The organism is Streptomyces sp. sk2.1, from assembly GCF_008120935.1.
In the GTDB taxonomy this organism is placed as follows: domain Bacteria; phylum Actinomycetota; class Actinomycetes; order Streptomycetales; family Streptomycetaceae; genus Streptomyces.
This window is the reverse complement of the sequence record NZ_RDBO01000020.1, coordinates 1,259,611-1,284,811: the sequence shown is the minus strand read 5'-3', so window position 1 is coordinate 1,284,811 and position 25,201 is coordinate 1,259,611. Positions and strand designations below refer to the sequence as shown.

Below are 25,201 nucleotides of genomic sequence, written 5' to 3'. Positions count from 1 at the left end.
TCCTTGTTCTGTTGCCGATGGCCGAGGTGCTCGGCCGGTGTCTGCTGGTGGGAAGCGTACGGCGGTACGCGGCGGGGTCAGCCGGTGATCCGGGCGGCGAGGCGCCGCGCCCGCTTGCGGCCCTTGGCCGGGAGCCTGCGGACGATCGGGCCGCCGACGGCACGCAGCGCCCGGCGCAGCTTCGCCTTCCTGCGCTTGGTGGTGATCCCGTGCATGATCCCGGCGTCGATCACGGGCAGGCTCTGGGAAACGGTGATCCGGCCGCCCTTGTCCACGGTGACCTCGCAGAGGTGGAACGCGGGGTTCTTGTCGCCGTCCAGCCGGACCGAGAGCTTCCAGGTGCCGGGCGCGACGCCCGGCGCGCGCTCGGGCACCGTGAGGTGGGCCCGCCCCTCGGTGGGGCGCAGGGTGGTGCGGAGCTGGTGGGTGGGCCCGTCCGCCCCGTCCGCCGGGCTCAGGACCAGGGTGGTCGCGGAGGACGCCGTGGAGGACCCGGTGAAGAGGTCCAGGCGCAGCTCGGTGGGGCCGCTGCCGGGGGAGCGCCGGACCGGGCGGCCCTCCAGGTACTCGGCCAGCTTCTTGGCGCGGCGGGCGACGTCGAGGGTGATGTTGCCGTGCGGGTCGGTGAAGTACGGGATGACGGCGCGGGCCGGCGAGCCGAGCGAGGCGGGCAGGCAGTCGGCGTCCACCGCGGGGTCGCGGTCGGCACCGAGCCGCGCCTTGCGGACCAGGCCGAGGCCGCGCAGCGGCACCCAGACGTCCCAGAAGCCGCGGGAGACCCGGCCGCGGCCCCCGGTCGCCTCCGAGCCGATCTGGCCGCTGCCGTGCAGGACGACCTCGCACACGTCGTCGCCGAGCTCCTCGACCCGCGCGGTGAACTGCGCGGGGCAGGACCACTCGACGGCCGTCTCGCGGTTGCGCAGCGCCAGCTCGGCGGAGAACCCGTTCATGTCGTCGGTGACGTCCAGGAGCTCGCCCTCCGGCAGCAGCCCCTCGGTGATCCCGGGGTGCAGGAAGTAGCGCCCGTCGCGGCGGAGCAGGGTCAGCGGAGCCTGGTCGTCGCCGTGGACGAGCCGGCCGCTGATGGTGAGGTCGATCTTGCCGTCCGGACGCCAGGCGAAGCCCTCCAGGCGGGCCGCGGCCTTGACCGAGGCGGCGAACCGGGAGATCCGGACGAGGCCCTGGCGGTCGTTGTTGCGCAGCAGGGTCGAGCGCAGCCGCAGCACCGGGCCGAGCCCGTCGTGCACGCCGTCGTCCATGAAGTCGGACGCCAGGTCCTGGACGGCGTCGCACATCTCGTCCAGGTACTCGGGGGCGTACTTGAGGACCGCGGGCTCGCTGAGGCGGCCGATCATCTCGACGCGGTAGAAGCGTCGCAGCAGCATGTCGCGGAAGGCGCCGGGCTCGGTGTTCTCCACGACGACGTCGAGGACCTCGCGGAGGTTGCCGTAGTAGCCGGACGGGACGATCTTCGCGGAACCGGCGTTCTGGCCGTCGTCCCGCCGGGAGTAGTAGTAGCAGGTGTAGTCGCCGAGGATCGACACGACCTTGGCGGGGAAGTACGCCTGCATCATGTAGAGCTGGTCCTCCAGGCGCCGCTTGCCCTCGGGGTAGGCGATGCCGTTCTCGCGGAGGAACTCCGTACGGAACATTTTGTGCGGCGTGAGGCTGTCGTACAGCGGGGCGTCACGCAGCGTGCACTTCTCGCGGTTCTTCTTGAACACGCCGTGGGGAACGCCGCGGAAGTTGCTGGCCACCTTCCCGATGACGATGTCCGATCCGTTGCGGTGACCCATGGCGTACAGACGTTCCAGCGCACCGGAAGCGAGGTAGTCGTCCTGGTCGACGAACTGGACGTACTCGCCCTTCGCCTCGTCCACACCGATGTTGCGGGGCTTCCCCGGCCAGCCGGAATTCGGGATGGTGATGACGCGGAAATGCGGGTGCTCCCCGGCCAGCTTCTCGAGCCGCTCGCGAGTGTCGTCCGTCGAGCCATCGTTGACGAAGAGGACTTCGAACTCCCCTGCCGGGAGGGTCTGCCGCAGAAGCGAGTCGATGCAGGGGTCGATGTACTTGCCCGGGTTGTACACAGGAATGACGACACTTACTTTGACTGGCATTGCTGCTGTCCCACTGTCTGTAGAAGTCCCTCTGGCGGCGGCTGACGCGGGCCCGTGCCGCTGAAAATGGGCATGATGAGCCGCCCGCCGTGCACCCTATCGGCTGTTAGATGGTCGAGGCGCCTCGATGGTTGCCCGCCCGGACCGCCATGATTTCGCCAATCATGACCGGATGCCTTCGCGAGTTCCGAAGGAGTGTTCCGTATTCGTGAATCCTTTGCGCGGCGGGCCGGGGAAGCACGGAAACGGAGAACACCGATCCGTTCTTCCCCGGGCCGAACGGAAGCCTCCGGAGCCGGCCGGCAGCGTCTCCCGGAACCGGAACCGGGGTCTTCCGGAACCGGAACCGGAACCGAGGTCTTCCGCGGCCGCTCCGGGCCGCCGGTCGGACGGGACGGGTCCAGGGAGCGGAACGCCCGAGCGCCGTCGCCGCCGCTCGCGTAGATTGCGGGGGCCGGGCGAGAGGCCGAACCATTGGGGATGTACGTGTCAGGGGCAAGGCAGGGCGTCGCAGAGGCCCGCAGGATCGTGGTCAAGGTCGGTTCCTCCTCCCTCACCACCGCGGCGGGCGGCCTCGACGCGGACCGGGTCGACGCACTCGTCGACGTACTGGCCAAGGTGCGCAGCGGCGGGGAGCGCGAGATCGTGCTCGTCTCCAGCGGCGCCATCGCGGCCGGGCTCGCCCCGCTCGGACTGCACCGCCGACCCAAGGACCTGGCCCGGCAGCAGGCCGCCGCCAGCGTCGGCCAGGGGCTGCTCGTCGCCCGCTACACCGCCTCCTTCGCACGGTACGGCGTACGCGTCGGCCAGGTGCTGCTGACCAGTAACGACACCAGCCGCCGCGCCCACTACCGCAACGCCTGCCGCACCCTCGACCAGTTGCTGGACATGGGCGCGTTCCCGATCGTCAACGAGAACGACACCGTCGCCACCGACGAGATCCGGTTCGGCGACAACGACCGGCTCGCCGCGCTCGTCGCCCACCTCGTCCGTGCCGACCTTCTGGTCCTCCTCTCGGACGTCGACGGCCTCTACGACGGCGACCCCAGCACCCCGGGCACCGCGCGGGTCGCCGAGGTGACCGGACCGGCGGACCTCGCGGGCGTCACCATCGGCAGCGCGGGGAAGGCCGGCGTCGGCACCGGCGGCATGGTCACCAAGGTCGAGGCCGCCCGGATCGCCACGGCCGCCGGGGTCCCGGTCGTCCTCACCTCGGCGAGCCGGGCCGCCGACGCCCTGGCCGGACGGGACACCGGCACGTACTTCCACCGCACCGGACGCCGCTCGGCCGACCGGCTGCTCTGGCTCGCCCACGCCTCCACCCCGCAGGGCTCGCTGACCCTCGACGACGGGGCGGTGCGCGCGGTCGTAGAGCGCCACAGCTCGCTGCTGCCCGCCGGGATCGCCGGGGTCGAGGGCGAGTTCACGGCCGGCGACCCGGTGGAGCTGCGCGACCTCGGAGGCAGGCCGGTGGCGCGCGGACTCGTCAACTTCGACGCCAAGGAGATCCCGCAGCTGCTCGGCCGGTCCACCCGCGACCTGGCGCGGGAGCTCGGCCCGGCCTACGAGCGCGAGATCGTACACAGGGACGATCTGGTCGTACTGCACTCCTGACGGCCCCTGAAACGGCTGAAAGTCCGGTCCCGCACCGGAGACCTTCACGAAAACCACCCCATCCCCGGCCGAGGACTGGTCAACTTTGTAACGGGACACAAGCGGGGTACAGCACAGCGAACGCATTCACAGGAGGCCGCCGGTGAGACGAGCGCGCCCGGGGGCGCCGCCCCGAGGAACGGCCGGCCGGGCCCTGACCAGCGTCGGAGCGGGGGCCGATTTCGACGGCGGCGGGTCCGCGGATCTTGATGAGGACCGGACCGCCGGCTCCGGACCGACGGCGGCGGGAGGACCCGCGCCGGAGGCGGCGAGGACGGAACGCACCCCGTCGAGGCTGTGGCACATCACGCTCAGCGTCTCGGGCGGGGCCGTTCCCCTGGAGGAGGTCAGACGCGGGCTCGAACAACTCGCGCACGACCACCCCTTCCTGCTGACCAGCAGGTACGCCGACGACCACGCGGAGATCCGCTACTGGGAAGAGGCCCGCGACCTGCACGACGCGGCGGCCGTCGCACTGCGGCTGTGGGGGGAGCACCGCTCCACCGCCCGGCTCCCGCCCTGGGAGATCGTCGGCCTGGAGGTCATCGACCGCGAGACGTACCACCAGCGCGTCGCCGAGGGATACGGGCCGCCCCCGGCCGCCCCCGTGGGAGTGCACCCCTACTGACCGCCGCGACGGCAGGCGGGGGAGTTGTCTCGCATCACGGGATACGTGACGGATGCCCGCAGTGTGCGCACTACCCTGCGGGCATGACCACGCTCTCGCCGTACGACAACATGTCCCCGGTCGCCCAGGCCGCCTACCGGGCCCGCTCCGCCGCCGCCGACATCGCGCCGCTGCCCCGCGCGGCGAAGGACGACGCGCTGCTGGCCATCGCGGACGCGCTGGAGGTGCGGACGGGCGAGATCGTCACCGCCAACGCCGAGGACGTCGCCCGCGCCCGCGAGGCCGGGACCAGCGAGTCGATCATCGACCGGCTCACCCTCACCCCCGAACGGATCCGCGCCATCGCCGCCGACGTGCGGCACGTGGCGGCGCTGCCCGACCCGGTCGGCGAGGTCGTCCGGGGCTCGACGCTCCCCAACGGCATCGACCTGCGCCAGGTCCGGGTGCCGCTCGGCGTGGTCGGCATCATCTACGAGGCCCGGCCCAACGTGACGGTCGACGCCGCGGCCCTCTGCCTGAAGTCCGGCAACGCCGTCCTGCTGCGCGGCTCGTCCTCCGCGTACTCCTCGAACCTCGCACTCGTACGGGTGCTGCGGGACGCGGTCGGCGGCTCGGGCCTGCCCGCCGACGCGGTGCAGCTGGTACCGGGCGAGAGCCGCGACTCGGTACGGGAACTGATGCGGGCCCGCGGCCTCGTCGATGTCCTCATCCCGCGCGGCGGCGCCTCGCTGATCCGCACGGTGGTCGAGGAGTCCACCGTGCCCGTCATCGAGACCGGCACCGGCAACTGCCACGTCTACGTGGACGCGCAGACCGACCTCGACATGGCCGTGGAGATCCTGGTCAACTCCAAGGCGCAGCGCCCGAGCGTCTGCAACGCCGCCGAGACCCTCCTGGTGCACCGGGACGTCGCCGACCGGTTCCTGCCCAGGGCCCTGGACGCGCTGGCCGACGCGGGCGTCACCGTGCACGGCGACGAGCGGGTGCTCGCGCACGCCGAGGGGTCCAGGGCCACCGTGGTGGCGGCGACGCCGGAGGACTGGGAGACCGAGTACCTCTCCTACGACATCGCCGCGGCCGTCGTGGACTCGCTGGACGCGGCCGTCGCCCACATCCGGCTCTGGTCCTCCGGTCACACCGAGGCGATCGTGACCACCTCCCAGGCGGCGGCCCGCCGCTTCACCCAGTTGGTGGACTCCACGACGGTGGCCGTGAACGCGTCCACCCGTTTCACCGACGGCGGCCAGTTCGGCTTCGGTGCCGAGATCGGCATCTCCACGCAGAAGCTGCACGCCAGGGGCCCGATGGGGCTGCCGGAGCTCACCTCGACGAAGTACATCGTCACGGGCGACGGCCACGTGCGGTGACCTTCCGGAGCCGGTGAATGTTTGCGGGCTCCCTGCCCAGAACGCCCCGGCGGGGCTAGTCTGGAGCCGTGCCGGACGACGTGGGGGGCAGGCCGTTCCCGGACGGCTGGGAGCCCGACGACGACCGCGGGGGCGCGGACGAGGACTTCGCCTCCGTGGTGTTCGACGAGGACTTCGTACGGGCCGCCGAGATCCATGAACCGACCGCCGTGGAGCGGCTGCTGGCAGCCGCTCAGGCCCGTGCCGAGGCCGAGGCGTCCCGGGCCCGCGCGGGTGGCGCCCCGCTGGACGAGGACCTCCACGACGAGGGATACGGCCCGGGCGGCGGATACGGCCGCGAGGGCTCCCACGACGACTCCCCGGACCCCGACGACCCCTATGGGCGGCACGGCGGCGCCCTGCGCCCCTACCGGAGTTCCGCGCGCTGGCACCGGCCGGTGGCCTGGCTGCTCGCGGTGCTGATGGGGATCGGCATGATCGCGCTCGCCTTCAGCGCCGTCTACCGCAATGCGTCGGGCAGCCGCCAGGAACCCGCCCCGCCGCCCGCCACGACCGGTGTGGACAGCGCCCCGGGCCCCGGAGTCGTCCCTTCCGCCACCACGGACCACGTCCGGCCCACGGCCTCCGCGACACCCCGTACGGGCTGAGGCCCCGCGCACTCCCACCGAGGACGCCCGGGTGCCGAGGACGCCCGCGCCCTCGCGCGCGATCGCGCACCGTGGGCGACCGGATGCACATGTTTCGGCACGGTATGCACTCGCATGCGGGTGCATGTTCTGGATGCCCGGTACATCCTCCTTGGTCGTGAATCCGGCGATGTCCCCGAAGAGCCCGGGGAAGCTCGCGGCCGGTTCTTCGCGGCTGGGCGTTTACCCCGACCCCGATCGACCTACCCTGAAAGTGTGACCCCTCTCACCGAGGGGGCTTCTCGCTCGTCCGTACATGCGCAGCCGTGCGACGTCATGCGAACCCATGACGGACAGGCCCTGTCCGAAGCCGTTCGGCCGAAGCAGAGCGAAGCGTTCCGGCCCGTCCGGTGACGTGGGAGTCGGGAGAAGCCATGGCAGGCCACGGAGAACCGCCAGAAGGTCCGCTCGAGAACCCGGCGGGCGGAGGCGAGGACGAGTACCGGTCACTCGTCTTCGACGAATCGTTCGTGCGCGCTGCCCGGCTGCAGGAATTCTCCGCACGGGAGCGCCTGACGGATCACGCCCCCGCCGTGCGCAGCCTGCCGTCCCGCCGCTTCCGCGCCGGGTCCAGGGCCCTCGTCGCCCTGATCCTCCTGATCGCCCTGGCCTTCGGGACGGCCGTGTACATGGGCCTTCGCCACCCCTACCAGCCCCCCGTCGGCAGGCGGGCCGAGCCCATGAGATCGACCGTCGTCCCCCTGGCGCCCCAGGGCGCCGTACCCGGCGGAACGGCTGCCGGGCTTCTCGCGAAGAGCCCCGCGGCGCAGTTCGAGAAGGGTGCCGCGGGCATCAACCTGCCGGTGGTCGGGCGGACGGACAACTTCTCGGCCGACCAGGTGGGGGCGGCCCTGGACACGGCCAAGGACTACCTGGTGGCGTCCTCGCTCGACCCCGACGTGCTCACCGGCGACGCCGTGCGACCGGTGCAGATGCTGCTCGACCCCGACCAGACCACCCAGTTCGAGCAGAGCGTCGACCACCCGGTCGACGACGGCCGGCACGCCGCGACCGGGTGGCTGGTGCGGTTCGACCCGGCGAAGGTGGCGCTCGCCGCCCCGGACGTACGCGTCCGGGGCATCCTGAGCTACGCCGAGGAGGGGTCCGACACGCTGGAGGTGGTGTCGGACCACACCTTCACCTACACGCTCCGCCCGGCCGGTGAGGGGCCCCGGGCGGCGGACGACGCCTCGCTCTTCACCGTGCGACGCGAGCTGCACTTCCGCTTCGACCGGGAGGACCTGCGGCTGCACCGGCTGGAGGTGCGCACCAGCTACGTCCAGGCCGGGCCGCAGTCGTGCCCGACGGACAACACCGGTGCGCTGCGGCCGCTGCTCGCCGGGCAGCACGCCTCCCACCGCGGCCCCGCGGGCACCGACCCGTACGCGACGGGCCGTCCCGCGGCAGCGCTCTGCGGCACCCTGAAGACCGACGTCCTCCAGCAGTCCCCGGCCCGGCCCGCGGCTCCTCAGGGCTCCTGAGGAGAGCTGAGCCGCTCGGAGCTCAGCGGTCCCTCAAGGTTCTGTGGTTCCAAGGCTCTGTGGTTCCTCAAGGCTCAGTGGTCCCTCAGGACTCCTGAGTCCCCTCCGCCCCCGCCGACCCGTTGGCGGTGTCGTTCCCGGTGCCCTTGCCGGCCGTGCCCCCGCCCTGGCCGGTGAACTTGTCGCGGAGCTTGCCGCCCAGGTCTCCGGCGCCGCCCGCTATGTCGCCGACCAGCTTCATCAGCGGGTCCTTGCTGGTGCGCACCGTGTCCGCGTAGTGGGACGCGGACTCCCGGAAGGAGTCCGTCACCGAGGTGTCCTTGTCCTCGTCGCGCCGCGGGTAGTGGCCGTCCATGATCCGCTGGTAGTCGCGGGTCTCGGACCACTTCTTCAGCTCGGCCGCGCGGACCGTGGTGAACGGGTGGGAGCGGGGCAGCAGGTTGAGGATCTTGAGCACCGAGTCGCGCAGGTCGCCGCCCTTCTCGTACTCGTCGGCCTGGGCGAGGAAGGCGTCCACGTTCATCTCGTGCAGGTGGTTGCCACCCGCGATCTTCATCAGGCCGCGCATCGAGGCCTGAAGGTCCTGGCCGACGAGCAGCCCGGCCCGGTCGGCCGACAGCTCCGACTTGCGGAACCATTCGCGCAGCGCCGTCACGAGCGCCATGATCGCGACGTTGCCCAGCGGGATCCAGGCGACCTTCAGGGCGATGCTGGTGAGGAACAGCAGGATCGTGCGGTAAACGGCGTGGCCGGAGAGGGCGTGTCCCACCTCGTGGCCGATGACGGCCCGCATCTCCTCCTCGTCGAGCAGCTCCACCAGCCCCGTCGTCACCACGATGATCGGCTCGTCGAGGCCGATGCACATGGCATTGGGCTGCGGGTCCTGATTGACGTACATCGGAGGGACCTTCTCCAGGTCCAGGATGTAACAGGCATCCCGCAACATGTCGTTGAGGTGGGCGAACTGGGCGTCGCTCACCCGGACGGAGTCGGAGAGGAAGAGAAGTCGCAGGCTGCGCTCGGGCAGCAGACCGCTCAGCGTCTTGAAGACGGTGTCGAAACCGCTCAGCTTGCGCAGGGCCACCAGGGCCGAGCGGTCCGCCGGGTGCTCGTAGGCCCGGGACGAGATCCCAGTGAAGCGCCTGCGCTGCCTGCTGGGCACGTTCTCGTGGCTGTGTTCGGTCATGGATGGCCCCCTGTTCGTACGAGACGTCGCTCGCCCCCTGACAAAACCCAGCGTAGGTGCTGGGGCTACGGTGTGCGGGGGGCTGTGGATAACAGAGGAGACGCCCGACATGCCGCAAACCGTTGCTCTGCTCGCTGCCGCATCCACGGAGCAGGGACCTGGCAACACGCTCCGTATCGTGCTGCTCGTCTCGCTCGTCGGAGCCGCCCTGCTCGGCTGGTTCCTGCTGCGCGGATACCGCAACGACGACAACAACGACTGAGTCGGCGTGAGCGTGCCCGGGGCGCCCGCATACGATGTGCGCGACGTCTTCCTTCCGACTCCCGATCGATAGGTCCTGCCGAAGATGAGCCTCACGAGCACCGCACACCAGCTGGTCACTCTCGCCTCCGAGGGCGGCGAGCTCGGTGGCAACCACGAAAGCCTCAACCCCTACCTCACCGGGGGCGGTGCGTTCCTCGCGCTGATGTTCCTGCTGTGGGTCACCACACGCTTCAACCGCGACCGCTGAGACAGAGGCGTACACCTGTGCCAGTAGGCTCTGCACGCATGGGAGAGCAGGAAGTGCCTACCGGCCGCGGAAAGCGCCGACTCGGCGTGATGGGCGGGACGTTCGACCCGATCCATCATGGACACCTGGTGGCGGCCAGCGAGGTGGCCGCCCAGTTCCACCTCGACGAGGTGATCTTCGTCCCGACCGGGCAGCCGTGGCAGAAGAGCCACAAGCACGTGTCCCCGGCCGAGGACCGCTATCTGATGACGGTCATCGCGACGGCGTCCAACCCGCAGTTCTCCGTCAGCCGGATCGACGTCGACCGCAGCGGCCCCACGTACACCATCGACACGCTGCGGGACCTGCACGCGATCCACGGTGACGCCGACCTCTTCTTCATCACCGGCGCCGACGCGCTCTCCCAGATCCTCACCTGGCGGGACGCCGACGAACTGTTCTCGCTCTCCCACTTCATCGGTGTGACACGCCCGGGGCACGTGCTCACGGACGTGGGCCTGCCGGAGGGCGGCGTCTCCCTCGTGGAGGTTCCCGCGCTCGCCATCTCGTCCACGGACTGCCGTGAGAGGGTCGCGCAGGGGGACCCGGTCTGGTATCTGGTGCCGGACGGCGTGGTCCGCTACATCGACAAGCGCCAGCTGTACCGCGGCGAATGAGCGACGCAGAGGGGCACCGGTGAACGACCGACAGAACCCGTACGACCCGTACTACCAGCAGCCGCAGATCATCGGCTACGACGAGTACGGGCAGCCGGTGTATCAGCAGCAGGCGGGTCAGCAGGCGTACGACCCGTACGGACCCCAGCAGGCGCAGCAGTCCCACCAGCAGCCCGGTCAGCAGACCGACCCGGGGTACGGGTACGACCCGTACACCCAGTCCCAGGCCCCGCAGCACTTCCAGCAGCAGCCGTACGACCCGTACGCCTCCCAGCAGCCCCAGCAGCCCCAGCAGCCCCAGCAGCCCCAGCAGCCGGGTTACGGCGGCTATGACGGCTACGGTTACGACACCGGCCGGCAGCCCGCCGCGGTCGACACCACCCAGCAGTGGAACGTCCCGCAGCAGGCGAGCGCGCAGCCGGCCCCGCCGGCACAGGTGCCGCCCGCGCCCGCACCGGCCCCGCGGGAACCCGAGCCCGAGTCCGAGCCCCGTTTCGGGACCGAGCCGGAAGCGGCCGTCCCCGGACAGCGCCGTGCCGACCGCGACTACCGCACCGAGCAGTTCTCCTTCATCGAGGAGCCCGACGAGGACTCCGAAGACGTCATCGACTGGCTGAAGTTCACCGAGAGCCGCAGCGAGCGGCGCGAGGAGGCACGGCGCCGCGGCCGCAACCGCATGGTCGCGCTGATAGTCGTGGTGGCCCTGGTGGTGGTCGGCGGCGTCGGCTACCTCTGGTCCGCCGGAAAGCTCCCCGGCCTGTCCGACTCGGAGAAGGACAACACGGCGTCGGCGGGCCCGCAGCAGCGGGACGTCATCGTGGTCCACCTGCACAACACCAAGAAGGGCGGCACCTCCACGGCGCTGCTCGTCGACAACGTGACGACCAAGCAGGGAACCACGGTCCTGCTGCCCAACTCGCTCATGGTCGCCAACGACGAGGGCGCCACGACCACCCTCGGCAAGTCCGTCGACGACGACGGCGCCACCGGTACCCGCGACTCCATCGACACACTGCTCGGCACCGACATCAGCGGTACGTGGCGACTCGACACCCCTTACCTGGAGACCCTCGTCGACCTGGTCGGCAACATCGAGATCGACACCGACACCGATGTGCCCGACACGAAGAAGGGTGCTTCACCTCTGGTGAAGAAGGGCGAGTCGCAGACCCTGAGCGGCCGGATGGCCGTCGCGTACGCCACCTACCAGGGGCCCGGCGAGGCCGAGGCGAAGCAGCTCATGCGGTTCGGTGAGGTCGTGCGGAGCGTGCTGCGGAAGATCTCGGACGATCCGAAGGCCGCCACGGTCACCGTGCAGACGCTGGCGCAGATCCTCGACCCCTCGCTCCCCGAGAAGGACCTCGGGGCCTCCCTTGCGAAGCTCGCCCAGCGCGCCAAGGTCGGCGACTACAAGACGACCGTGCTGCCGGTCCAGCCGGACGGCACGCTCACCGACGCGGCCACCGAGAGCGTCGTCAAGGACGTTCTGGGCGGCACGGTGAAGGCCCCGGACGCGGACGCCGTGGTACGGGTCGACGTCAAGAACGCCACCGGTGACGAGGAGGGCGCGGCATCCGCCCGGATCAAGCTGATCAACGGCGGCTACGCCTTCGTGGGCGGTGGTACGACCGGGACCGTGCCGTCGTCCGAGGTCGTCCACAGGACCGCCCAGGACAAGGAGAAGGCGGTCCAGGTCGCCAAGACCCTGGGCCTGCCGGCGGAGGCGGTGAAGCAGGGCAAGCCCGCCGCCAACGTGGACGTGTCCGTCGTGCTCGGCCAGGACTACAAGATCAAATGACCCGGATCTCGCCGTCCGGGCGGTACTGATCCGGCACTCGAACGTTCATTGCGTGGGCTGTCGGCGGTCCGTGAGACCCTAGAGGTTGATCTGACCGCCGACGAAAGCCTGCTTGTGACCGCCACGGACCGCTCCATCGAGCTCATCAACGCCGCCGCCCAGGCGGCCGCCGACCGGCTCGCGCACGACATCATCGCGTACGACGTCAGCGACGTGCTGTCGATCACGGACGCCTTCCTGCTGGCCTCGGCCCCCAACGACCGCCAGGTCAAGTCGATCGTCGACGAGATCGAGGAGCGGCTCCAGAAGGAGCTCGGCGCCAAGCCGGTGCGCCGCGAGGGCGACCGGGACGCGCGCTGGATCCTCCTCGACTACGTCGACATCGTCATCCATGTCCAGCACAGCGAGGAGCGCGTCTTCTACGCGCTGGAGCGCCTGTGGAAGGACTGCCCCGAGATCGCGCTCCCCGAGGACGCGGTCAAGACCCGCGGCAAGGCCGAGGAGCACGCCAAGCTCAGCGGCGGCACGGAAGGTGAGCAGAGCTGAGCACGGGCAGGAAGGGCCGGGGGCGCAAGATCGTCCTCTGGCGGCACGGCCAGACGGCGTGGAACCTGGAGCGCCGGTTCCAGGGCTCCACGGACATCGCGCTCACCGAGGTCGGAGTCGGGCAGGCCCGGCGGGCCGCCCGGCTGCTCGCCTCGCTGAAGCCGGACGCGATCGTCGCCTCCGACCTCCAGCGGGCAGCGGCCACGGCCGCCGAGCTCGCCGCGCTCACCGGCCTCGAAGTCGCGCACGACGCGGGACTGCGCGAGACCTACGCGGGCGCCTGGCAGGGCCTCACGCACGAGGAGATCGTCGGGCAGTACGGCGAGCAGTACGCCGCGTGGAAGCGCGGCGAGCCCGTGCGGCGGGGCGGCGGCGAGCTGGAGACCGAGGTCGCCGACCGGGCCGCCCCGATCGTGCTCGAACATGCCGACAAGCTGCCCGAGGACGGCACGCTCGTCGTGGTCAGCCATGGCGGCACCATCCGCACCACCATCGGCCGGCTGCTGGGGCTGGAGGCGCACCACTGGGAAGGACTCGGCGGGCTCTCCAACTGCTGCTGGTCGGTGCTGGGCGAGGGCGCGCGCGGCTGGCGTCTGCTGGAACACAACGCCGGCACGCTGCCGGAGCCGGTGCTCGGCGACGACACCTAGGCACGGGCCCCGGGTCCGGTGCCTGCGATTCGGTACTTGTGACCCCTGTGCCCGTGACCCGGCGCCCGGGAACCGGCCGGGTCGGTCCGGACCGGTCCGGTTCGTCCGGGCCTGGTTCCGGTTCCGGGGCCGCCGGTGCCCCGTTCCCGGAGCCGGGGCAGGGCGACGGCCGGAGGCCCGCACCGACCCCCGTCGGCCGGATTTCACTTTCCGGCAGGTCACAGGCTAAAGTTCTTCTTGTTCGCAGCGCGGAAACGCAGAGAAACACAGCGAACAGCGGGGCTATAGCTCAGTTGGTAGAGCGCCTGCATGGCATGCAGGAGGTCAGGAGTTCAATTCTCCTTAGCTCCACAGTCAAGATCCCGTCCCTGTCAGGGGCGGGATCTTCTCGTTTCCCCCACTCGACACCCCGACGGCGTTCCATGGTCCGGGCGCGCTTCCCGGCCCGCCGCCTGACCGGCCGTCACCGGTGCCGTACTCCCATGGCCGGTTCCGCGCACGGGAGTTGCCGGGCGCTGCCGGCGGACGCATGTCTCCAGGGCGTCGTCGCGCTCTTTGCGGATGTCGGGGCGGGTGCGGTCGCGGGGTTCCCGCGCCGTCGTCGACCCGCCGGATCCTCGACGGGCTGTCCCTCTTGCGGGGTCATGGCAGAATCGGAACGCCGGAGGGGGCGACGGACCGAACGGGAGGGAGCGCGATGCCTGCGAGCCGCCAAGAGGTCCCGGACCTGCTCCTTGTCCCCGAGGCCCCTGCGGCCCCCCTGGCTCCCGAAGCATCTGTCGCCCCCGGACGTCGCGTCCGCGTCCGGGCCCATCGCCGTGCCGTCGGACCGCCCCGGGCGGTCCGGGTGCGTGGCGGTACCGCCGGCGCCCGTCGTGCGTGTACCGCCCGTGGCCGGACCCGGAGCTGACCCATGGGTGCACACAGGCGGAAATGTGACTGGTGCGGCAGTGGTACGCCCATCGTCAGGGACATGGATCCGATCAATCCGGAGTACCAGTACTGGTGCGAGGAGTGTGCGCGGGCGCTGATCATAAAAGGCGACCCGATCGAGACCTACCGGGAGCTGGAGGGGGAGCCGATCTACGGACGGCTGCTGGAGGAGCACTGCACCCTCAAGCGCTTCTACTCCTTCGCCACGGCGTGACCCGTCCGGTGCCGCCGATCGCCCCGACGGAGGTGCCGCGAAACCGGTCAAATCCATGCGACCGGGAAACGATTTGGTGGACTGGCGGGGTCACCGGTAATGTTCTCGATGTCGCCAGGGAAACCAGGCGGAACACAGCAAGGGGCTATAGCTCAGTTGGTAGAGCGCCTGCATGGCATGCAGGAGGTCAGGAGTTCAATTCTCCTTAGCTCCACAGTGAAGAAGCGGGTCACTCGAAAGAGTGGCCCGCTTCTTTGTTCCCCTGAGCAGGTGTTCCCGGGGGCGGTCTCCGGTTCCTCCGGTGCGCACCCCCTTCGGGGGTGCGGGAGTGCGGGCGACTCCTCCGGATGCTTCGTCGCGTCCTCCGGATGGTTCTCCGTCGTGCCTTCCGGGTGTTTCCCCCGTCGTGCGGACGTCTCCGTTCCGGTCCCACGGTCCGGTTGTGCCCGGCCCGGTTCGGGACCTGTGGGGTACCCTGACGCCATGCGTGCCGTACGCCTTCTGCTTAGCGAGCCGCGCTGATCAGTCCCGACCGGTGAGAATGCCTGGTCGGAATCAGCGCGGCGTCCCCTCCTGTGCGAGGGGATTTTTCGTTTCCGTAGACGAGTGTCCGTAAACGTGGGCGCCGGCAGATGACGATCGATGGAGCTTTGAGGATCATGAGCGAGACGAATTCCGCAGCCGAGACGGCCGCGCCGCACCGCTACACGGCGGCGATGGCCGCCGACATCGAGGCACGCTGGCAGGACTTCTGGGACGCCGAGGGCACGTACGAGGCGCCGAATCCGACCGGTGACCTGGCGGGCGATCCGGCACAGGCCGCCAAGCCGAAGAAATTCATCATGGACATGTTCCCGTACCCCTCGGGTGCGGGCCTGCACGTGGGTCACCCCCTGGGCTACATCGCCACCGATGTCTTCGCCCGCCACCAGCGGATGACCGGGCACAACGTGCTGCACACCCTGGGCTTCGACGCCTTCGGCCTGCCCGCGGAGCAGTACGCCGTCCAGACCGGCACGCATCCGCGGGTCTCCACCGAGGCCAACATCGAGAACATGACCGCCCAGCTGCGCCGACTGGGCCTGGGCCACGACAAGCGCCGCTCGTTCGCCACGATCGAGTCGGAGTACTACAAGTGGACCCAGTGGATCTTCCTGCAGATCTTCAACTCCTGGTACGACACCGAGGCCGACCGGGCACGCCCGATCGCCGAGCTGGTCGAGCAGTTCGAGAACGGTTCGCGCCCCGCCCCGGACGGCCGTGACTGGAGCGCCCTGAGCGCCGTCGAGCGCGCGGACGTCCTGGGCGAGTACCGCCTGGCGTACGCCTCCGACGCGCCCGTCAACTGGTCGCCGGGCCTGGGCACCGTACTGGCCAACGAAGAGGTGACGGCCGACGGCCGTTCCGAGCGCGGCAACTTCCCCGTCTTCAAGGCCAAGCTGCGCCAGTGGAACATGCGCATCACCGCCTACGCCGACCGGCTGCTGAACGACCTGGACGGCCTGGACTGGCCCGAGGCCATCAAGCTGCAGCAGCGCAACTGGATCGGACGCTCCGAGGGCGCGCGCGTCGACTTCCCGGTCGACGGCGCCGGCAGCATCACCGTCTTCACCACCCGCCAGGACACCCTGTTCGGCGCCACCTACATGGTGCTGGCGCCCGAGCACGAGCTGGTCGAGCGGATCATCCCGGCCGCCTGGCCCGAGGGCACCCACCCGGTGTGGACCGGCGGCCACGCGACCCCGGCCGAGGCCGTCACGGCGTACCGCAAGCTGGCCGCCGCCAAGTCCGACGTGGAGCGGCAGGCCGAGGCCAAGGACAAGACCGGGGTCTTCACCGGCGCGTACGCGACCAACCCGGTCAGCGGCGAGAAGGTGCCCGTTTTCATCGCCGACTACGTCCTGATGGGCTACGGCACCGGCGCGATCATGGCCGTGCCGGCGCACGATGCGCGCGACTTCGCCTTCGCCCGCGCCTTCGAGCTGCCGATGCGCTGTGTCGTCGATCCGTCGGACGACCGCGGCACGGACCCCTCGACGTGGGAGGACGCCTTCGGCTCGTACGAGGCGAAGCTGGTCAACTCGGCCAACGACGAGATCTCGCTGAACGGCCTGGGCGTCGTCGAGGCCAAGGCGAAGATCACCGAATGGCTGACGGGGCACGGCGTCGGCGAGGGCACCGTCAACTTCCGGCTGCGCGACTGGCTGTTCAGCCGCCAGCGCTACTGGGGCGAGCCCTTCCCGATCGTCTACGACGAGGACGGCGTCGCCCACCCGCTGCCCGAGTCGATGCTGCCCCTGGAACTGCCGGAGGTCGACGACTACTCGCCGCGCACCTTCGACCCGGACGACGCCGACACCCAGCCCGAGACCCCGCTGTCCCGGAACGCCGACTGGGTCAACGTCACCCTGGACCTGGGCGACGGCAACGGCCCGAAGAAGTACCGTCGCGAGACCAACACCATGCCCAACTGGGCCGGTTCCTGCTGGTACGAGCTGCGCTACCTGGACCCGAACAACGACTCGAAGCTGGTCGACCCGGCGATCGAGCAGTACTGGATGGGGCCGCGCGAGGGGCAGCCGACCGGTGGCGTCGACCTGTACGTCGGCGGTGCCGAGCACGCCGTGCTGCACCTGCTGTACGCCCGCTTCTGGTCCAAGGTGCTGCATGACCTGGGGTACATCTCGTCCGCCGAGCCGTTCCACAAGCTGTACAACCAGGGCATGATCCAGGCGTTCGTCTACCGGGACAGCCGCGGCATCGCGGTCCCGGCGGCCGAGGTCGAGGAGCGCGACGGGGCGTTCTACCACCAGGGCGAGAAGGTCAGCCGGGTCCTGGGCAAGATGGGCAAGTCCCTGAAGAACGCCGTCACCCCGGACGAGATCTGCGCCGAATACGGGGCGGACACCCTGCGCCTGTACGAGATGGCGATGGGCCCGCTGGACGTGTCGCGGCCGTGGGACACGCGCGCCGTCGTCGGTCAGTACCGGCTGCTGCAGCGGCTGTGGCGCAATGTCGTCGACGAGGAGACCGGCGAGGTCACCGTCGTGGACGCGGAGCCCGGCGAGGAGATGCTGCGCGCGCTGCACAAGGCGATCGACGGGGTCGGCCAGGACATGGCCGGGATGCGCTTCAACACGGCCATCGCCAAGGTCACCGAGCTGAACAACCACCTGACCAAGGCGGGCGGCCCGCTGCCCCGGTCCGTCGCCGAGTCGCTGGTGCTGCTGGTGGCCCCGCTGGCGCCGCACATCGCCGAGGAGCTGTGGCGCCGACTGGGCCACACCGAGTCGGTCGTGCACCAGGACTTCCCGGTCGCCGACCCCGCGTACGTCGTGGACGAGACCGTGACCTGCGTCGTCCAGGTCAAGGGCAAGGTCAAGGCCCGCCTGGAGATCTCCCCGTCGATCACGGACGAGGATCTGGAGGCACTGGCCCTGGCCGACCCGGCCGTGGTCGCGGCGCTGGGCGGCGCGGGCATCCGCAAGGTGATCGTGCGGGCGCCGAAGCTGGTCAACATCGTCCCTGCGTGATGTGCGGTGTGTGACGCGTGACGTGTGTTGCGTGATGTGTCCGATGCGTGCGGAGTGACGGTATGGCCGCCCCTTGAGGGGCACTGACCGGAGCACGGAAAGAGTGGGGGCATTCCCCTACGGGCAGGTTGGGGGTTCCGAAGGAACCCTCGGCCTGCCCTTTCCGTTTACGGTGGAGGGGCCGGGGCCGCTCCGGCAGCCGAGACGACATCCGAGGGGCGCTCATGGAAGCCGTGATCCTGATTCTGGGGTTGCTCTTTTTCGCGTTCGTGGCCCTCGGCGTGTACGCGGGCATCAAGGCCGTAGGGGCGGCGAAGCGCGGTGTGGACCGCACGATCACCCAGGCGCGCCGCACGGTCGAGGAAACCACGCTGCGGGCGAAGAGCTACGGCCAGTCGGGCGTGGGCGCGGAGCTCGCGCAGCTGCGGCTGGCGCTGCGCACCTCCATGCGGGCCACGCAGGAGGCGCTGCAGCGGGGGGCGGTCGAGGACGCCTCGCTCGCGGAGTCGCTGAGCCTCTTCCAGCGGCTGAGCGCGCACGGGCGGGAGCTGGACGAAGAGCTGAAGAGGCTGGAGCGCGAGCCCGACCGGGCGACCGTCGCCTCGCTGCTGCCCGGCCTGAAGCAGCGCACGGAGCGGATCACGCACTCCGCGGATTCGCTGCGGTGGGCCGCGCGGGACCGGGCGCGACGGTTCGTCGACGACGATCTCGACGCGTTGAACGCGCAGATCGACATGGAGGCCGGAGCGCTTCGGCACTGGACGACGGAGGACGAGGAACCGGTCCGGCAGCAGGAACGGCCCCAGGGCGGGACGGGCCCGCAGGACCGGCAGCGGAAGAGCGGCCCGGCCGACGGCACGGCCCAGGCGATCACGGGCCCGGACCCGCGGCGGACCGAATACCCGTGGCAGAAGACGGCGCGGCCCGAGACGACGAACTGAGTCGTTCGACGACCGACGGTGTCAGGACACGTTCCCGAACGGTCCGGAGCGATGCGAAATGATCCGGACCGATCATTCGACCGGGGCCGGACTGCCGGGACACGGGCTCGCCAGGTAACCTCCGGCTCATGTCCCGCCATGTCGCGATCGTCACCGATTCCACGGCCTACCTGCCGCCCGAGACGATGGAGCGGCACGGCATCGCCGCGGTGCCGCTGACCGTCGTTCTCGGGGACCAGGCTCTGGAGGACGGCACCGAGGTCTCGGCCCGTGCCCTCGCGACGGCGCTCCAGAAGCGCCGCCCCGTGACCACTTCCCGGCCCAGCCCGGAGGTCTTCGCCGCCACGTACCGCGCCGCGGCCGAGGCCGGAGCCACCGGCATCGTCTCGCTGCACCTCTCGGCCGAGATCTCGGGCACGTACGACGCCGCTCTGCTCGCGGCGAAGGAAGCACCGGTTCCGGTGCGGGTGGTGGACACCGGAATGGTCGCCATGGCCCTGGGATTCTGCGCCCTGGCGGCGGCGGAGACGACGGAGGCGGGCGGGAGCCTGGACGAGGCCGTGGCGGCGGCGGAGAAGCGGGCCGAGAGCACCTGTGCGTACTTCTACGTCGACACGCTCGACTATCTGCGCCGAGGGGGCCGGATCGGAGCCGCGCAGGCGCTGCTGGGTTCGGCGCTCGCCGTGAAGCCACTGCTCCAGCTGGACGACGGCCGTATCGAGCTGCTGGAGAAGGTGCGGACCGCCTCGAAGGCGATCGCCCGGCTGGAGGAGATCGCCGCGGAACGGGCTGGCAACGGTCCTGTGGACATCGCCGTGCACCACCTGGGGGCGCCCGAGCGTGCCGAGCGGCTCGCCGAGCGGTTGTGCGAACGGGTGCCGGGACTGGTCGATCTGCATGTGAGCGAGGTGGGCGCGGTGATCGGCGCGCACACCGGGCCCGGCCTGCTCGGGGCAGTGGTCTCGCCGCGCTGACCGGGCCGGACCGTCCGGCACGCCGGTCTCGGGGTTCTCACTCCTCGTTTTCACTCCTCGGGGTGGCCGGGATATCCACAACTGGCCGGTTGTCCACCGAAATCGAGGGTGCTCAGCGGGTTCGGGGCGATGTGCCTACCGTCGTGAGGCATGGCTCCTCGATCACATCGTGCAAGCAGTGGAAGCGGCAGCGGCCCCGGTCGTGCCCCGGCATCGGACGGCCGCGCCCGCAGCCGCCCGGGCCGGGCGCCCGGCGCCGGGCGGGGCACAGGTCCCGGCAGGGGTCCCGGCCGACGACGGTTCCCGCGCGGGCGGGACGGTGTGGCGGCCGTGGCCGCTCGGCGTCGGGCGGACGCGCTCATGGGAGGGGCGTACGGCGGACGGGTCGCGCGGCCCGTGCTGGGTGTTGCTCCCGCCCGGGCTCCGGTCGAGGCCGAGGATCCGGTCCCGCCCATGGCGCCGGCCCCGAGAACATCTCCGGTCCCGCCCACGGTGCCGACTCCGCCCGCGGCGCTGGCCCCGGCCACGGCGCCGGAGATGTTCTCGGGGCCGGACCCCACCCCGATGCCTTCCCCGGCGTCGGTATTGGAGCCGGAGCCGGTTCCGGCCGCGACCACGCCCACGACCGCGCTTTTGGTCTCTGGCAGGTCGGGGCGGTGGCGGGAGCGGGTGGTTCCCGCGCTGCGGGAACGGCTTCCGGTGTGGTTGCAGCTCAGATGCGGTCTGGAGCCCAGGGCTCTCGCAGCGCTGGCCGTCGTCCTGGTCGCCGCCGGGGTCTTCGCCGCGGTGCATTTCTGGTCCGCGCGTCCCCAGGCAGTACTGGCTCCCCGGACGGTCGACGAAGCGGCGGCGCACACCCGGACGCCGGCCCCCGTGCCGGGAGACGGCGAAGAGCCCGAGCCGTCACCGGGGCTGCCGCCCGCGACAGGCCGGGGCGGGCGCATCGTCGTCGATGTCGGTGGAAAGGTACGACGGCCCGGAGTGCATGAACTGCCGTCCGGGGCACGGGTCGCCGACGCGCTGCGTGCGGCGGGCGGCGTACGGGCCGGGGCCGATCTCGCCGGGCTCAACCGGGCGCGGTTCCTCATGGACGGGGAGCAGATCGTGGTGGGCGCTCCACCGGGGTCCGCCGCTCCCGGCTCCACCGGACCCTCCGCCACCGATGGCACACAAGGAACCACGGCGGGCGGCGGGGGCTCCGCGGCCGGAGGGCCGGTCAGCCTCAACAACGCCAGCGCCGAACAGCTCGACACCCTGCCCGGTGTCGGCCCGGTCCTCGCCCGGCACATCGTCGACTACCGCACCCAGCACGGCGGTTTCCGTTCCATCGACGAACTGCGCGAGGTCAACGGAATCGGTGACCGCCGGTTCGCCGACCTCCGGCCACTGGTGGGGCCATGAGCGATCTGGACGTGCACGCGGCGTCCGGCGGCCGGCTCGGCGCCTCGGAACCCCGGCAGGAGGGCCCGGTCGACCTTCGACTGGTTCCTCCGGCGATGGCGGCCTGGGGCGGGGCGGCACTCGCGCTGAGCGCGCCGGGGAAGTGGACGGTGGCGGGCGTGCTGCTCTGCGCCGGCACGGCCATGGTGCTCCTGGCGGTGTCGGGCCTGTCGGCCACCCGTGCGCTGCGCGGAGGGCGAGGGCCGGACAGCGTCGGAGCGCACGCGGACACCGCACCGCGCGGGCGATCCGCGGGATCCGGGGGAGGAGGACCGGAGGACGGGGACGGGGGCGGGGCACGCGACCGGTGGCGGTCGTCCGTCACGGCGACCGCCACCGCCGCGGCGCTGCTCTGCGCGGCGGCCGGTGCCGCATCGGCCGGGCTGCACAGCGCGGACGTACGACAGGGGCCGGTCCGGACGCCGACCCAGCGGTTCATGAGGATCGAGGCGGACGTGACGATCACGTCCGACGCCCGGCAGACCGTGCCCAGGGTGCGCGGCGACCACAGCACACCCGCCTCCCTCCTCGTGGACGCCGAGATCACCCGGCTGACCGGACCCGACGGGGCGGTCACCCGGCTGAGCACACCGGTCCTGCTGATCGTGCCGCCCGGCGGATCGACGGGGCAGTGGCAGCAGTTGCTCCCCTCCACCCGGCTGCGCGTGGCCGGCCGGCTGGTACCACCGTTGCACGAGGGGGAGCGCAGTGCCGCCGCCCTGCGGCTGGAGGGCAAGGGCCCGCCGCGCATCACCGGCCCTCCGTCCCTTCCGCAGCGCACGGCGGGTGCTCTGCGCGACGGTCTGCGACGGGCGACCGAGCGGCTCGAACCCGATGCGCGGGCGCTGTTGCCGGGGCTGGTGGTCGGCGATACCTCGCGGGTCACCCCCGAGTTGCGGGAGGCGTTCAAGGCGGCCGACCTCACCCACCTGACGGCGGTCTCCGGCGCCAACCTGGCGATCCTGCTCGTCCTTCTCATCGGGCCACCGGGCACGGCGCTGCGGGCCGAACGACGGGGACTGGCACCTCGGTTGGGGATCTCGTTGCGGATGACGGCGTTGCTCGGCGGCGGGCTCACCCTCGCCTTCGTCATCGTCTGCCGGCCCGAGCCGAGCGTCCTGCGGGCGGCGGCCTGCGGATCGATCACGCTGCTCGCCATCGGCACGGGACGCCGCAGGTCGCTGATCCCCGCGCTGGCCGCTGCGGTTCTGCTGCTGGTGCTTCACGACCCGTGGCTGGCACGGAGCTACGGCTTCGTCCTCTCTGTCCTGGCCACCGGATCCCTGCTGACCATCGCCCCGAGGTGGAGCGACGCATTGCGACGACACGGGGTCCCGCCCCGGCCGGCCGAGGCGCTGGCCGCGGCCGCCGCGGCGCAGGCGGTGTGCGCGCCGGTCGTCGTGCTGCTCGCCTCCCGGGTCAGTCTGGTGGCGATCCCGTGCAACCTGCTGGCCGAGTTCGCGGTGGCACCCGCCACCGTCCTCGGGTTCGCCGTGCTCGCCCTGGCGCCGGTGTGCATGCCGCTGGCGGAGCTGCTCGCCCGGGTTGCGGGATGGCCGGCCGGGTGGATCGCCGCGGTGGCCCGCACCGGGGCGTCCCTGCCCGGGGCGGAGATCGACTGGCCCGACGGTGTGAAGGGCGCGGTGCTGCTCGCCGCGCTGACGGTCCCGGTGGTGCTCCTCGCCCGCCGGTTCGCCCGTCACCCCTGGGTCTGCTCGGCCGCCGCGCTGCTGCTGGTCCTCGCCGTGCTGCGCCCGGTGCCGCTCACCCGGGTGCTGACCGGGTGGCCGCCGCCGGGGTGGGTGTTCGCGATGTGCGACGTGGGCCAGGGGGACGCCCTGGTGCTGGCGGCGGGGAACGGCGCCGGGGTGGTCGTCGACGCCGGTCCCGACCCTCGCCCCGTCGATCGGTGTCTGCGGGATCTCGGGGTCACCGAGGTGCCGCTCCTGGTCCTGACGCACTTCCACGCGGACCATGTGCGGGGGCTGCCCGGCGTGCTGCGGGGCAGAGCGGTGGGGGCGATCCAGACGACGAGCCTGGACGAACCGTTGGACCAGGTGGAGTTCGTACGGAGAACGGCGGCCGGGGCGGGTGTCCCCCTGGTACGGGCCGTGCCCGGTGAGCGCCGCAGAATCGGGCCGCTCGACTGGCGGGTCCTGTGGCCGACGGGTGGTGCCGGACCCGGTGGGCCGATGCCGGGTCCGGGAATCGCCCCCGTGCCGCGGGAGCCGAACGACGCCAGCGTCACTCTGTACGTGCGGACCGGCGGAGTGTCCCTGTTGCTCCTCGGGGACCTCGAACCCCCGTCCCAGCAAGGGCTGTTGCACATGTACCCCGCCCTGCCCGAAGCGGATGTGCTCAAGGTCGCCCACCACGGCTCCGCGTACCAGGACCCCGCTCTGCTGCGCGGTGTGCGTCCGAGGATTGCCCTGGTGAGCGTGGGCCGGGACAACCCCTACGGTCACCCGGCCGCACGTACCGTCGACGCGCTCAGGGCCGGTGGCGCGGTGGTGCTGCGCACGGACACCGACGGGGCGATCGCCGTGGCGGGGGCCGGGTCCGGGCTGCGGGCGGTGGGGCGGCGGTGAGCACCGTCCCGCCGGGCGACCGCGCCCGGTCGCCGCAGCAGGCGGTCGTCCCGTCGGTGTCCGGTCGCCGCCATGCCCGGTCGGAGTCGTTGGCGGCCGGGGCCGTGGACGGTTGGCGTCTTGGGCGGTGAGCGTCACACGGTGGCGTTGGACACCGGGACCGGAGGGGAGCCGCCGATCCCGGGCGGGCCGGGCACGACGGTTGGGAGCAAGGAACGGGGTGGGTAATTCGGACCTTCGGTAACACCTCATCCCAAGCCCCTGCGAGCTGCTCTGTTTGCCTCGAACGCCGCAATGGTGGTCGAATGCATGGTCGTCGGTGGGCCGCTGCTCCGACAGAGACGTCCAGCCGCCGGGCCCCAAGGTGAATCCTCCGGGGAAGGTGGAAGATGTTCGGTCGTTGGCTGGGGAAGAGGCGGGCGGCGGGTGCGGTGCAGGGCGGCGCCCTTGCCGGACTGGAGATGCCGCACACCGCGGGGCTGCTCAGCTGCCGGGTGCTCGACCCCGTCAACGAGATCGTGCCGCAGGCCGAGTTCGTGGTCACGGACGGTTCGGGCCGCAAGGTGTTCCGGGGCGAGACGGACCCGTTCGGCAACGTCCTCGCCACCGTTCCGGCCGGTGAGTACCGGCTGGCCGTCACGGCCGAGGGCTTCACCCCGTTCCACGCGTCGGCCACGGTCGCCGAGGGCGGCCACGCGAGCCTGGGCGACGTGACCCTGCAACTGGCCGCGCCTCCGCAGCTGCCCGCGCCGGGGGACTGGGAGGTCGAGCCGATGCACTCGCAGATCGGCTTCACGGCCCGGCACATCGGCCTGGCGCGCATTCACGGCCGGTTCAACACCTTCGCGGGCGCCGTCCGGATCGCCGACCGCATGGAGGACTCGGCCATGCACGTGGTCATCGACGCCTCGTCGATCGACACGAACGTCCAGATGCGCGACGACCACCTGCGGTCCGGCGACTTCCTCGACGTCGGGCGCTATCCGACGATGGAGTTCTACAGCGACCGCTTCGTCCACCGGGGCGGCACCCGCTGGGGCGTGACCGGTGCGCTCACGCTGCACGGCGTCAGCCGTACCGTCACGCTGGACACCCAGTACCTCGGTCTGGGCAACGGGCTGGAGGGCGAGACCCGGGCCGCCTGCCGGGCCACCACGGAGCTGCACCGCGAGGACTTCACGCTCACCTGGCAGACCATGCTGGCCCGCGGTATCGCGGCCGTCGGTTCCAGCATCTCCATCGACATGGACATCCAGATCGTCCCCAAGGGCTGAGCCCGCCTCCCCGCCCACGGGT

20 protein-coding genes and 2 tRNA genes are annotated in these 25,201 nt (G+C 71.3%); 20 read left to right on the top strand and 2 right to left on the bottom strand.

Annotated elements, in window-relative coordinates; genetic code table 11:
• Nucleotides 1-77 precede the first annotated feature (77 nt).
• A complete protein-coding gene (locus EAO76_RS09235) occupies nt 78-2,120 on the bottom strand; it encodes a glycosyltransferase family A protein (protein ID WP_148835114.1) in 2,043 nt (680 codons plus the stop codon).
• 528 nt (nt 2,121-2,648) lie between these two features.
• Here EAO76_RS09235 and proB point away from each other — a divergent pair.
• From proB to EAO76_RS09210, 5 genes are all read left to right on the top strand, one after another.
• On the top strand, nt 2,649-3,734 hold the full coding sequence (gene proB / locus EAO76_RS09230; protein WP_262375363.1) for a glutamate 5-kinase: 1,086 nt from the start codon (nt 2,649-2,651) through the stop codon (nt 3,732-3,734).
• Between the two features lie 142 nt (nt 3,735-3,876).
• Entirely contained in the window at nt 3,877-4,401 is a 525-nt protein-coding gene (locus EAO76_RS09225) for a hypothetical protein (protein ID WP_148835110.1), read from the top strand.
• Nucleotides 4,402-4,484: 83 nt separating this feature from the next.
• Nucleotides 4,485-5,768 (top strand): glutamate-5-semialdehyde dehydrogenase, encoded by a 1,284-nt coding sequence (locus tag EAO76_RS09220; RefSeq protein ID WP_148835108.1) that lies wholly within the window; start codon nt 4,485-4,487, stop codon nt 5,766-5,768.
• A gap of 68 nt (nt 5,769-5,836) precedes the next feature.
• On the top strand, nt 5,837-6,415 hold the full coding sequence (locus EAO76_RS09215; protein ID WP_148835106.1) for a hypothetical protein: 579 nt from the start codon (nt 5,837-5,839) through the stop codon (nt 6,413-6,415).
• A gap of 413 nt (nt 6,416-6,828) precedes the next feature.
• Nucleotides 6,829-7,935 (top strand): hypothetical protein, encoded by a 1,107-nt coding sequence (locus EAO76_RS09210; protein ID WP_148835104.1) that lies wholly within the window; start codon nt 6,829-6,831, stop codon nt 7,933-7,935.
• An 85-nt stretch (nt 7,936-8,020) separates the two neighbouring features.
• Here EAO76_RS09210 and EAO76_RS09205 read toward each other — a convergent pair whose 3' ends face one another.
• Nucleotides 8,021-9,121: a M48 family metallopeptidase gene (locus EAO76_RS09205; protein WP_148835102.1), complete on the bottom strand. Its 1,101-nt coding sequence runs from the start codon at nt 9,119-9,121 to the stop codon at nt 8,021-8,023.
• 109 nt (nt 9,122-9,230) lie between these two features.
• Between EAO76_RS09205 and EAO76_RS44415 the strand changes: the two genes are divergently transcribed.
• The 15 genes from EAO76_RS44415 to EAO76_RS09135 all read left to right on the top strand — a co-directional run bounded on the left by EAO76_RS44415 (nt 9,231) and on the right by EAO76_RS09135 (nt 25,179).
• The gene (locus EAO76_RS44415) at nt 9,231-9,383 is read left to right on the top strand and encodes a hypothetical protein (protein WP_187438512.1); all 153 of its coding nucleotides are present in this window, start codon (nt 9,231-9,233) and stop codon (nt 9,381-9,383) included.
• Between the two features lie 84 nt (nt 9,384-9,467).
• Nucleotides 9,468-9,632 (top strand): hypothetical protein, encoded by a 165-nt coding sequence (locus EAO76_RS44410; protein ID WP_187438511.1) that lies wholly within the window; start codon nt 9,468-9,470, stop codon nt 9,630-9,632.
• Between the two features lie 38 nt (nt 9,633-9,670).
• Nucleotides 9,671-10,288: a nicotinate-nucleotide adenylyltransferase gene (gene nadD, locus EAO76_RS09200; RefSeq protein ID WP_148835100.1), complete on the top strand. Its 618-nt coding sequence runs from the start codon at nt 9,671-9,673 to the stop codon at nt 10,286-10,288.
• Nucleotides 10,289-10,307: 19 nt separating this feature from the next.
• Nucleotides 10,308-12,086, top strand: coding sequence for an LCP family protein (locus EAO76_RS09195; protein ID WP_148835098.1), 1,779 nt, complete (start codon nt 10,308-10,310; stop codon nt 12,084-12,086).
• 114 nt (nt 12,087-12,200) lie between these two features.
• Nucleotides 12,201-12,632 carry a ribosome silencing factor gene (gene rsfS / locus EAO76_RS09190; RefSeq protein WP_148835096.1) on the top strand — a complete coding sequence of 144 codons (432 nt, stop codon included), beginning with the start codon at nt 12,201-12,203 and terminating at the stop codon, nt 12,630-12,632.
• Entirely contained in the window at nt 12,629-13,282 is a 654-nt protein-coding gene (locus tag EAO76_RS09185) for a histidine phosphatase family protein (RefSeq protein ID WP_148835094.1), read from the top strand. The genes rsfS and EAO76_RS09185 overlap by 4 nt, the downstream gene beginning before the upstream one ends.
• Nucleotides 13,283-13,560: 278 nt before the next feature.
• A tRNA-Ala gene (locus EAO76_RS09180) sits at nt 13,561-13,633 on the top strand.
• Between the two features lie 562 nt (nt 13,634-14,195).
• Nucleotides 14,196-14,429 carry a hypothetical protein gene (locus EAO76_RS09170; RefSeq protein WP_015608461.1) on the top strand — a complete coding sequence of 78 codons (234 nt, stop codon included), beginning with the start codon at nt 14,196-14,198 and terminating at the stop codon, nt 14,427-14,429.
• 141 nt (nt 14,430-14,570) lie between these two features.
• Nucleotides 14,571-14,643, top strand: a tRNA-Ala gene (locus EAO76_RS09165).
• 445 nt (nt 14,644-15,088) lie between these two features.
• Nucleotides 15,089-17,962, top strand: a complete 2,874-nt coding sequence (gene leuS / locus EAO76_RS09160; RefSeq protein ID WP_148835090.1) for a leucine--tRNA ligase — start codon at nt 15,089-15,091, stop codon at nt 17,960-17,962.
• Between the two features lie 224 nt (nt 17,963-18,186).
• Nucleotides 18,187-18,903 (top strand): hypothetical protein, encoded by a 717-nt coding sequence (locus EAO76_RS09155; RefSeq protein ID WP_148835088.1) that lies wholly within the window; start codon nt 18,187-18,189, stop codon nt 18,901-18,903.
• A gap of 128 nt (nt 18,904-19,031) precedes the next feature.
• Nucleotides 19,032-19,877 carry a DegV family protein gene (locus EAO76_RS09150; RefSeq protein WP_148835086.1) on the top strand — a complete coding sequence of 282 codons (846 nt, stop codon included), beginning with the start codon at nt 19,032-19,034 and terminating at the stop codon, nt 19,875-19,877.
• A gap of 633 nt (nt 19,878-20,510) precedes the next feature.
• Entirely contained in the window at nt 20,511-21,278 is a 768-nt protein-coding gene (locus tag EAO76_RS47275; RefSeq protein WP_316248321.1) for a ComEA family DNA-binding protein, read from the top strand.
• A complete protein-coding gene (locus EAO76_RS09140) occupies nt 21,275-23,905 on the top strand; it encodes a ComEC/Rec2 family competence protein (RefSeq protein WP_148835082.1) in 2,631 nt (876 codons plus the stop codon). Before EAO76_RS47275 ends, EAO76_RS09140 begins: the two co-directional genes overlap by 4 nt.
• 389 nt (nt 23,906-24,294) lie before the next feature.
• Nucleotides 24,295-25,179: a YceI family protein gene (locus tag EAO76_RS09135; protein WP_148835080.1), complete on the top strand. Its 885-nt coding sequence runs from the start codon at nt 24,295-24,297 to the stop codon at nt 25,177-25,179.
• The last annotated feature ends 22 nt before the right edge of the window (nt 25,180-25,201 follow it).

Bases quoted from the DNA above. Each gene is read 5' to 3' on its own strand.
- EAO76_RS44415 (WP_187438512.1), top strand. From the start codon at position 9,231: ATGCCGCAAACCGTTGCTCTGCTCGCTGCCGCATCCACGGAGCAGGGA.
- EAO76_RS09205 (WP_148835102.1), bottom strand. From the start codon at position 9,121: ATGACCGAACACAGCCACGAGAACGTGCCCAGCAGGCAGCGCAGGCGC.
- EAO76_RS09235 (WP_148835114.1), bottom strand. From the start codon at position 2,120: ATGCCAGTCAAAGTAAGTGTCGTCATTCCTGTGTACAACCCGGGCAAG.
- EAO76_RS09155 (WP_148835088.1), top strand. From the start codon at position 18,187: ATGGAAGCCGTGATCCTGATTCTGGGGTTGCTCTTTTTCGCGTTCGTG.
- EAO76_RS09150 (WP_148835086.1), top strand. From the start codon at position 19,032: ATGTCCCGCCATGTCGCGATCGTCACCGATTCCACGGCCTACCTGCCG.
- EAO76_RS09140 (WP_148835082.1), top strand. From the start codon at position 21,275: ATGAGCGATCTGGACGTGCACGCGGCGTCCGGCGGCCGGCTCGGCGCC.
- EAO76_RS09210 (WP_148835104.1), top strand. From the start codon at position 6,829: ATGGCAGGCCACGGAGAACCGCCAGAAGGTCCGCTCGAGAACCCGGCG.
- nadD (WP_148835100.1), top strand. From the start codon at position 9,671: ATGGGAGAGCAGGAAGTGCCTACCGGCCGCGGAAAGCGCCGACTCGGC.
- EAO76_RS09135 (WP_148835080.1), top strand. From the start codon at position 24,295: ATGTTCGGTCGTTGGCTGGGGAAGAGGCGGGCGGCGGGTGCGGTGCAG.
- EAO76_RS09170 (WP_015608461.1), top strand. From the start codon at position 14,196: ATGGGTGCACACAGGCGGAAATGTGACTGGTGCGGCAGTGGTACGCCC.
- EAO76_RS09220 (WP_148835108.1), top strand. From the start codon at position 4,485: ATGACCACGCTCTCGCCGTACGACAACATGTCCCCGGTCGCCCAGGCC.
- EAO76_RS44410 (WP_187438511.1), top strand. From the start codon at position 9,468: ATGAGCCTCACGAGCACCGCACACCAGCTGGTCACTCTCGCCTCCGAG.
- leuS (WP_148835090.1), top strand. From the start codon at position 15,089: ATGAGCGAGACGAATTCCGCAGCCGAGACGGCCGCGCCGCACCGCTAC.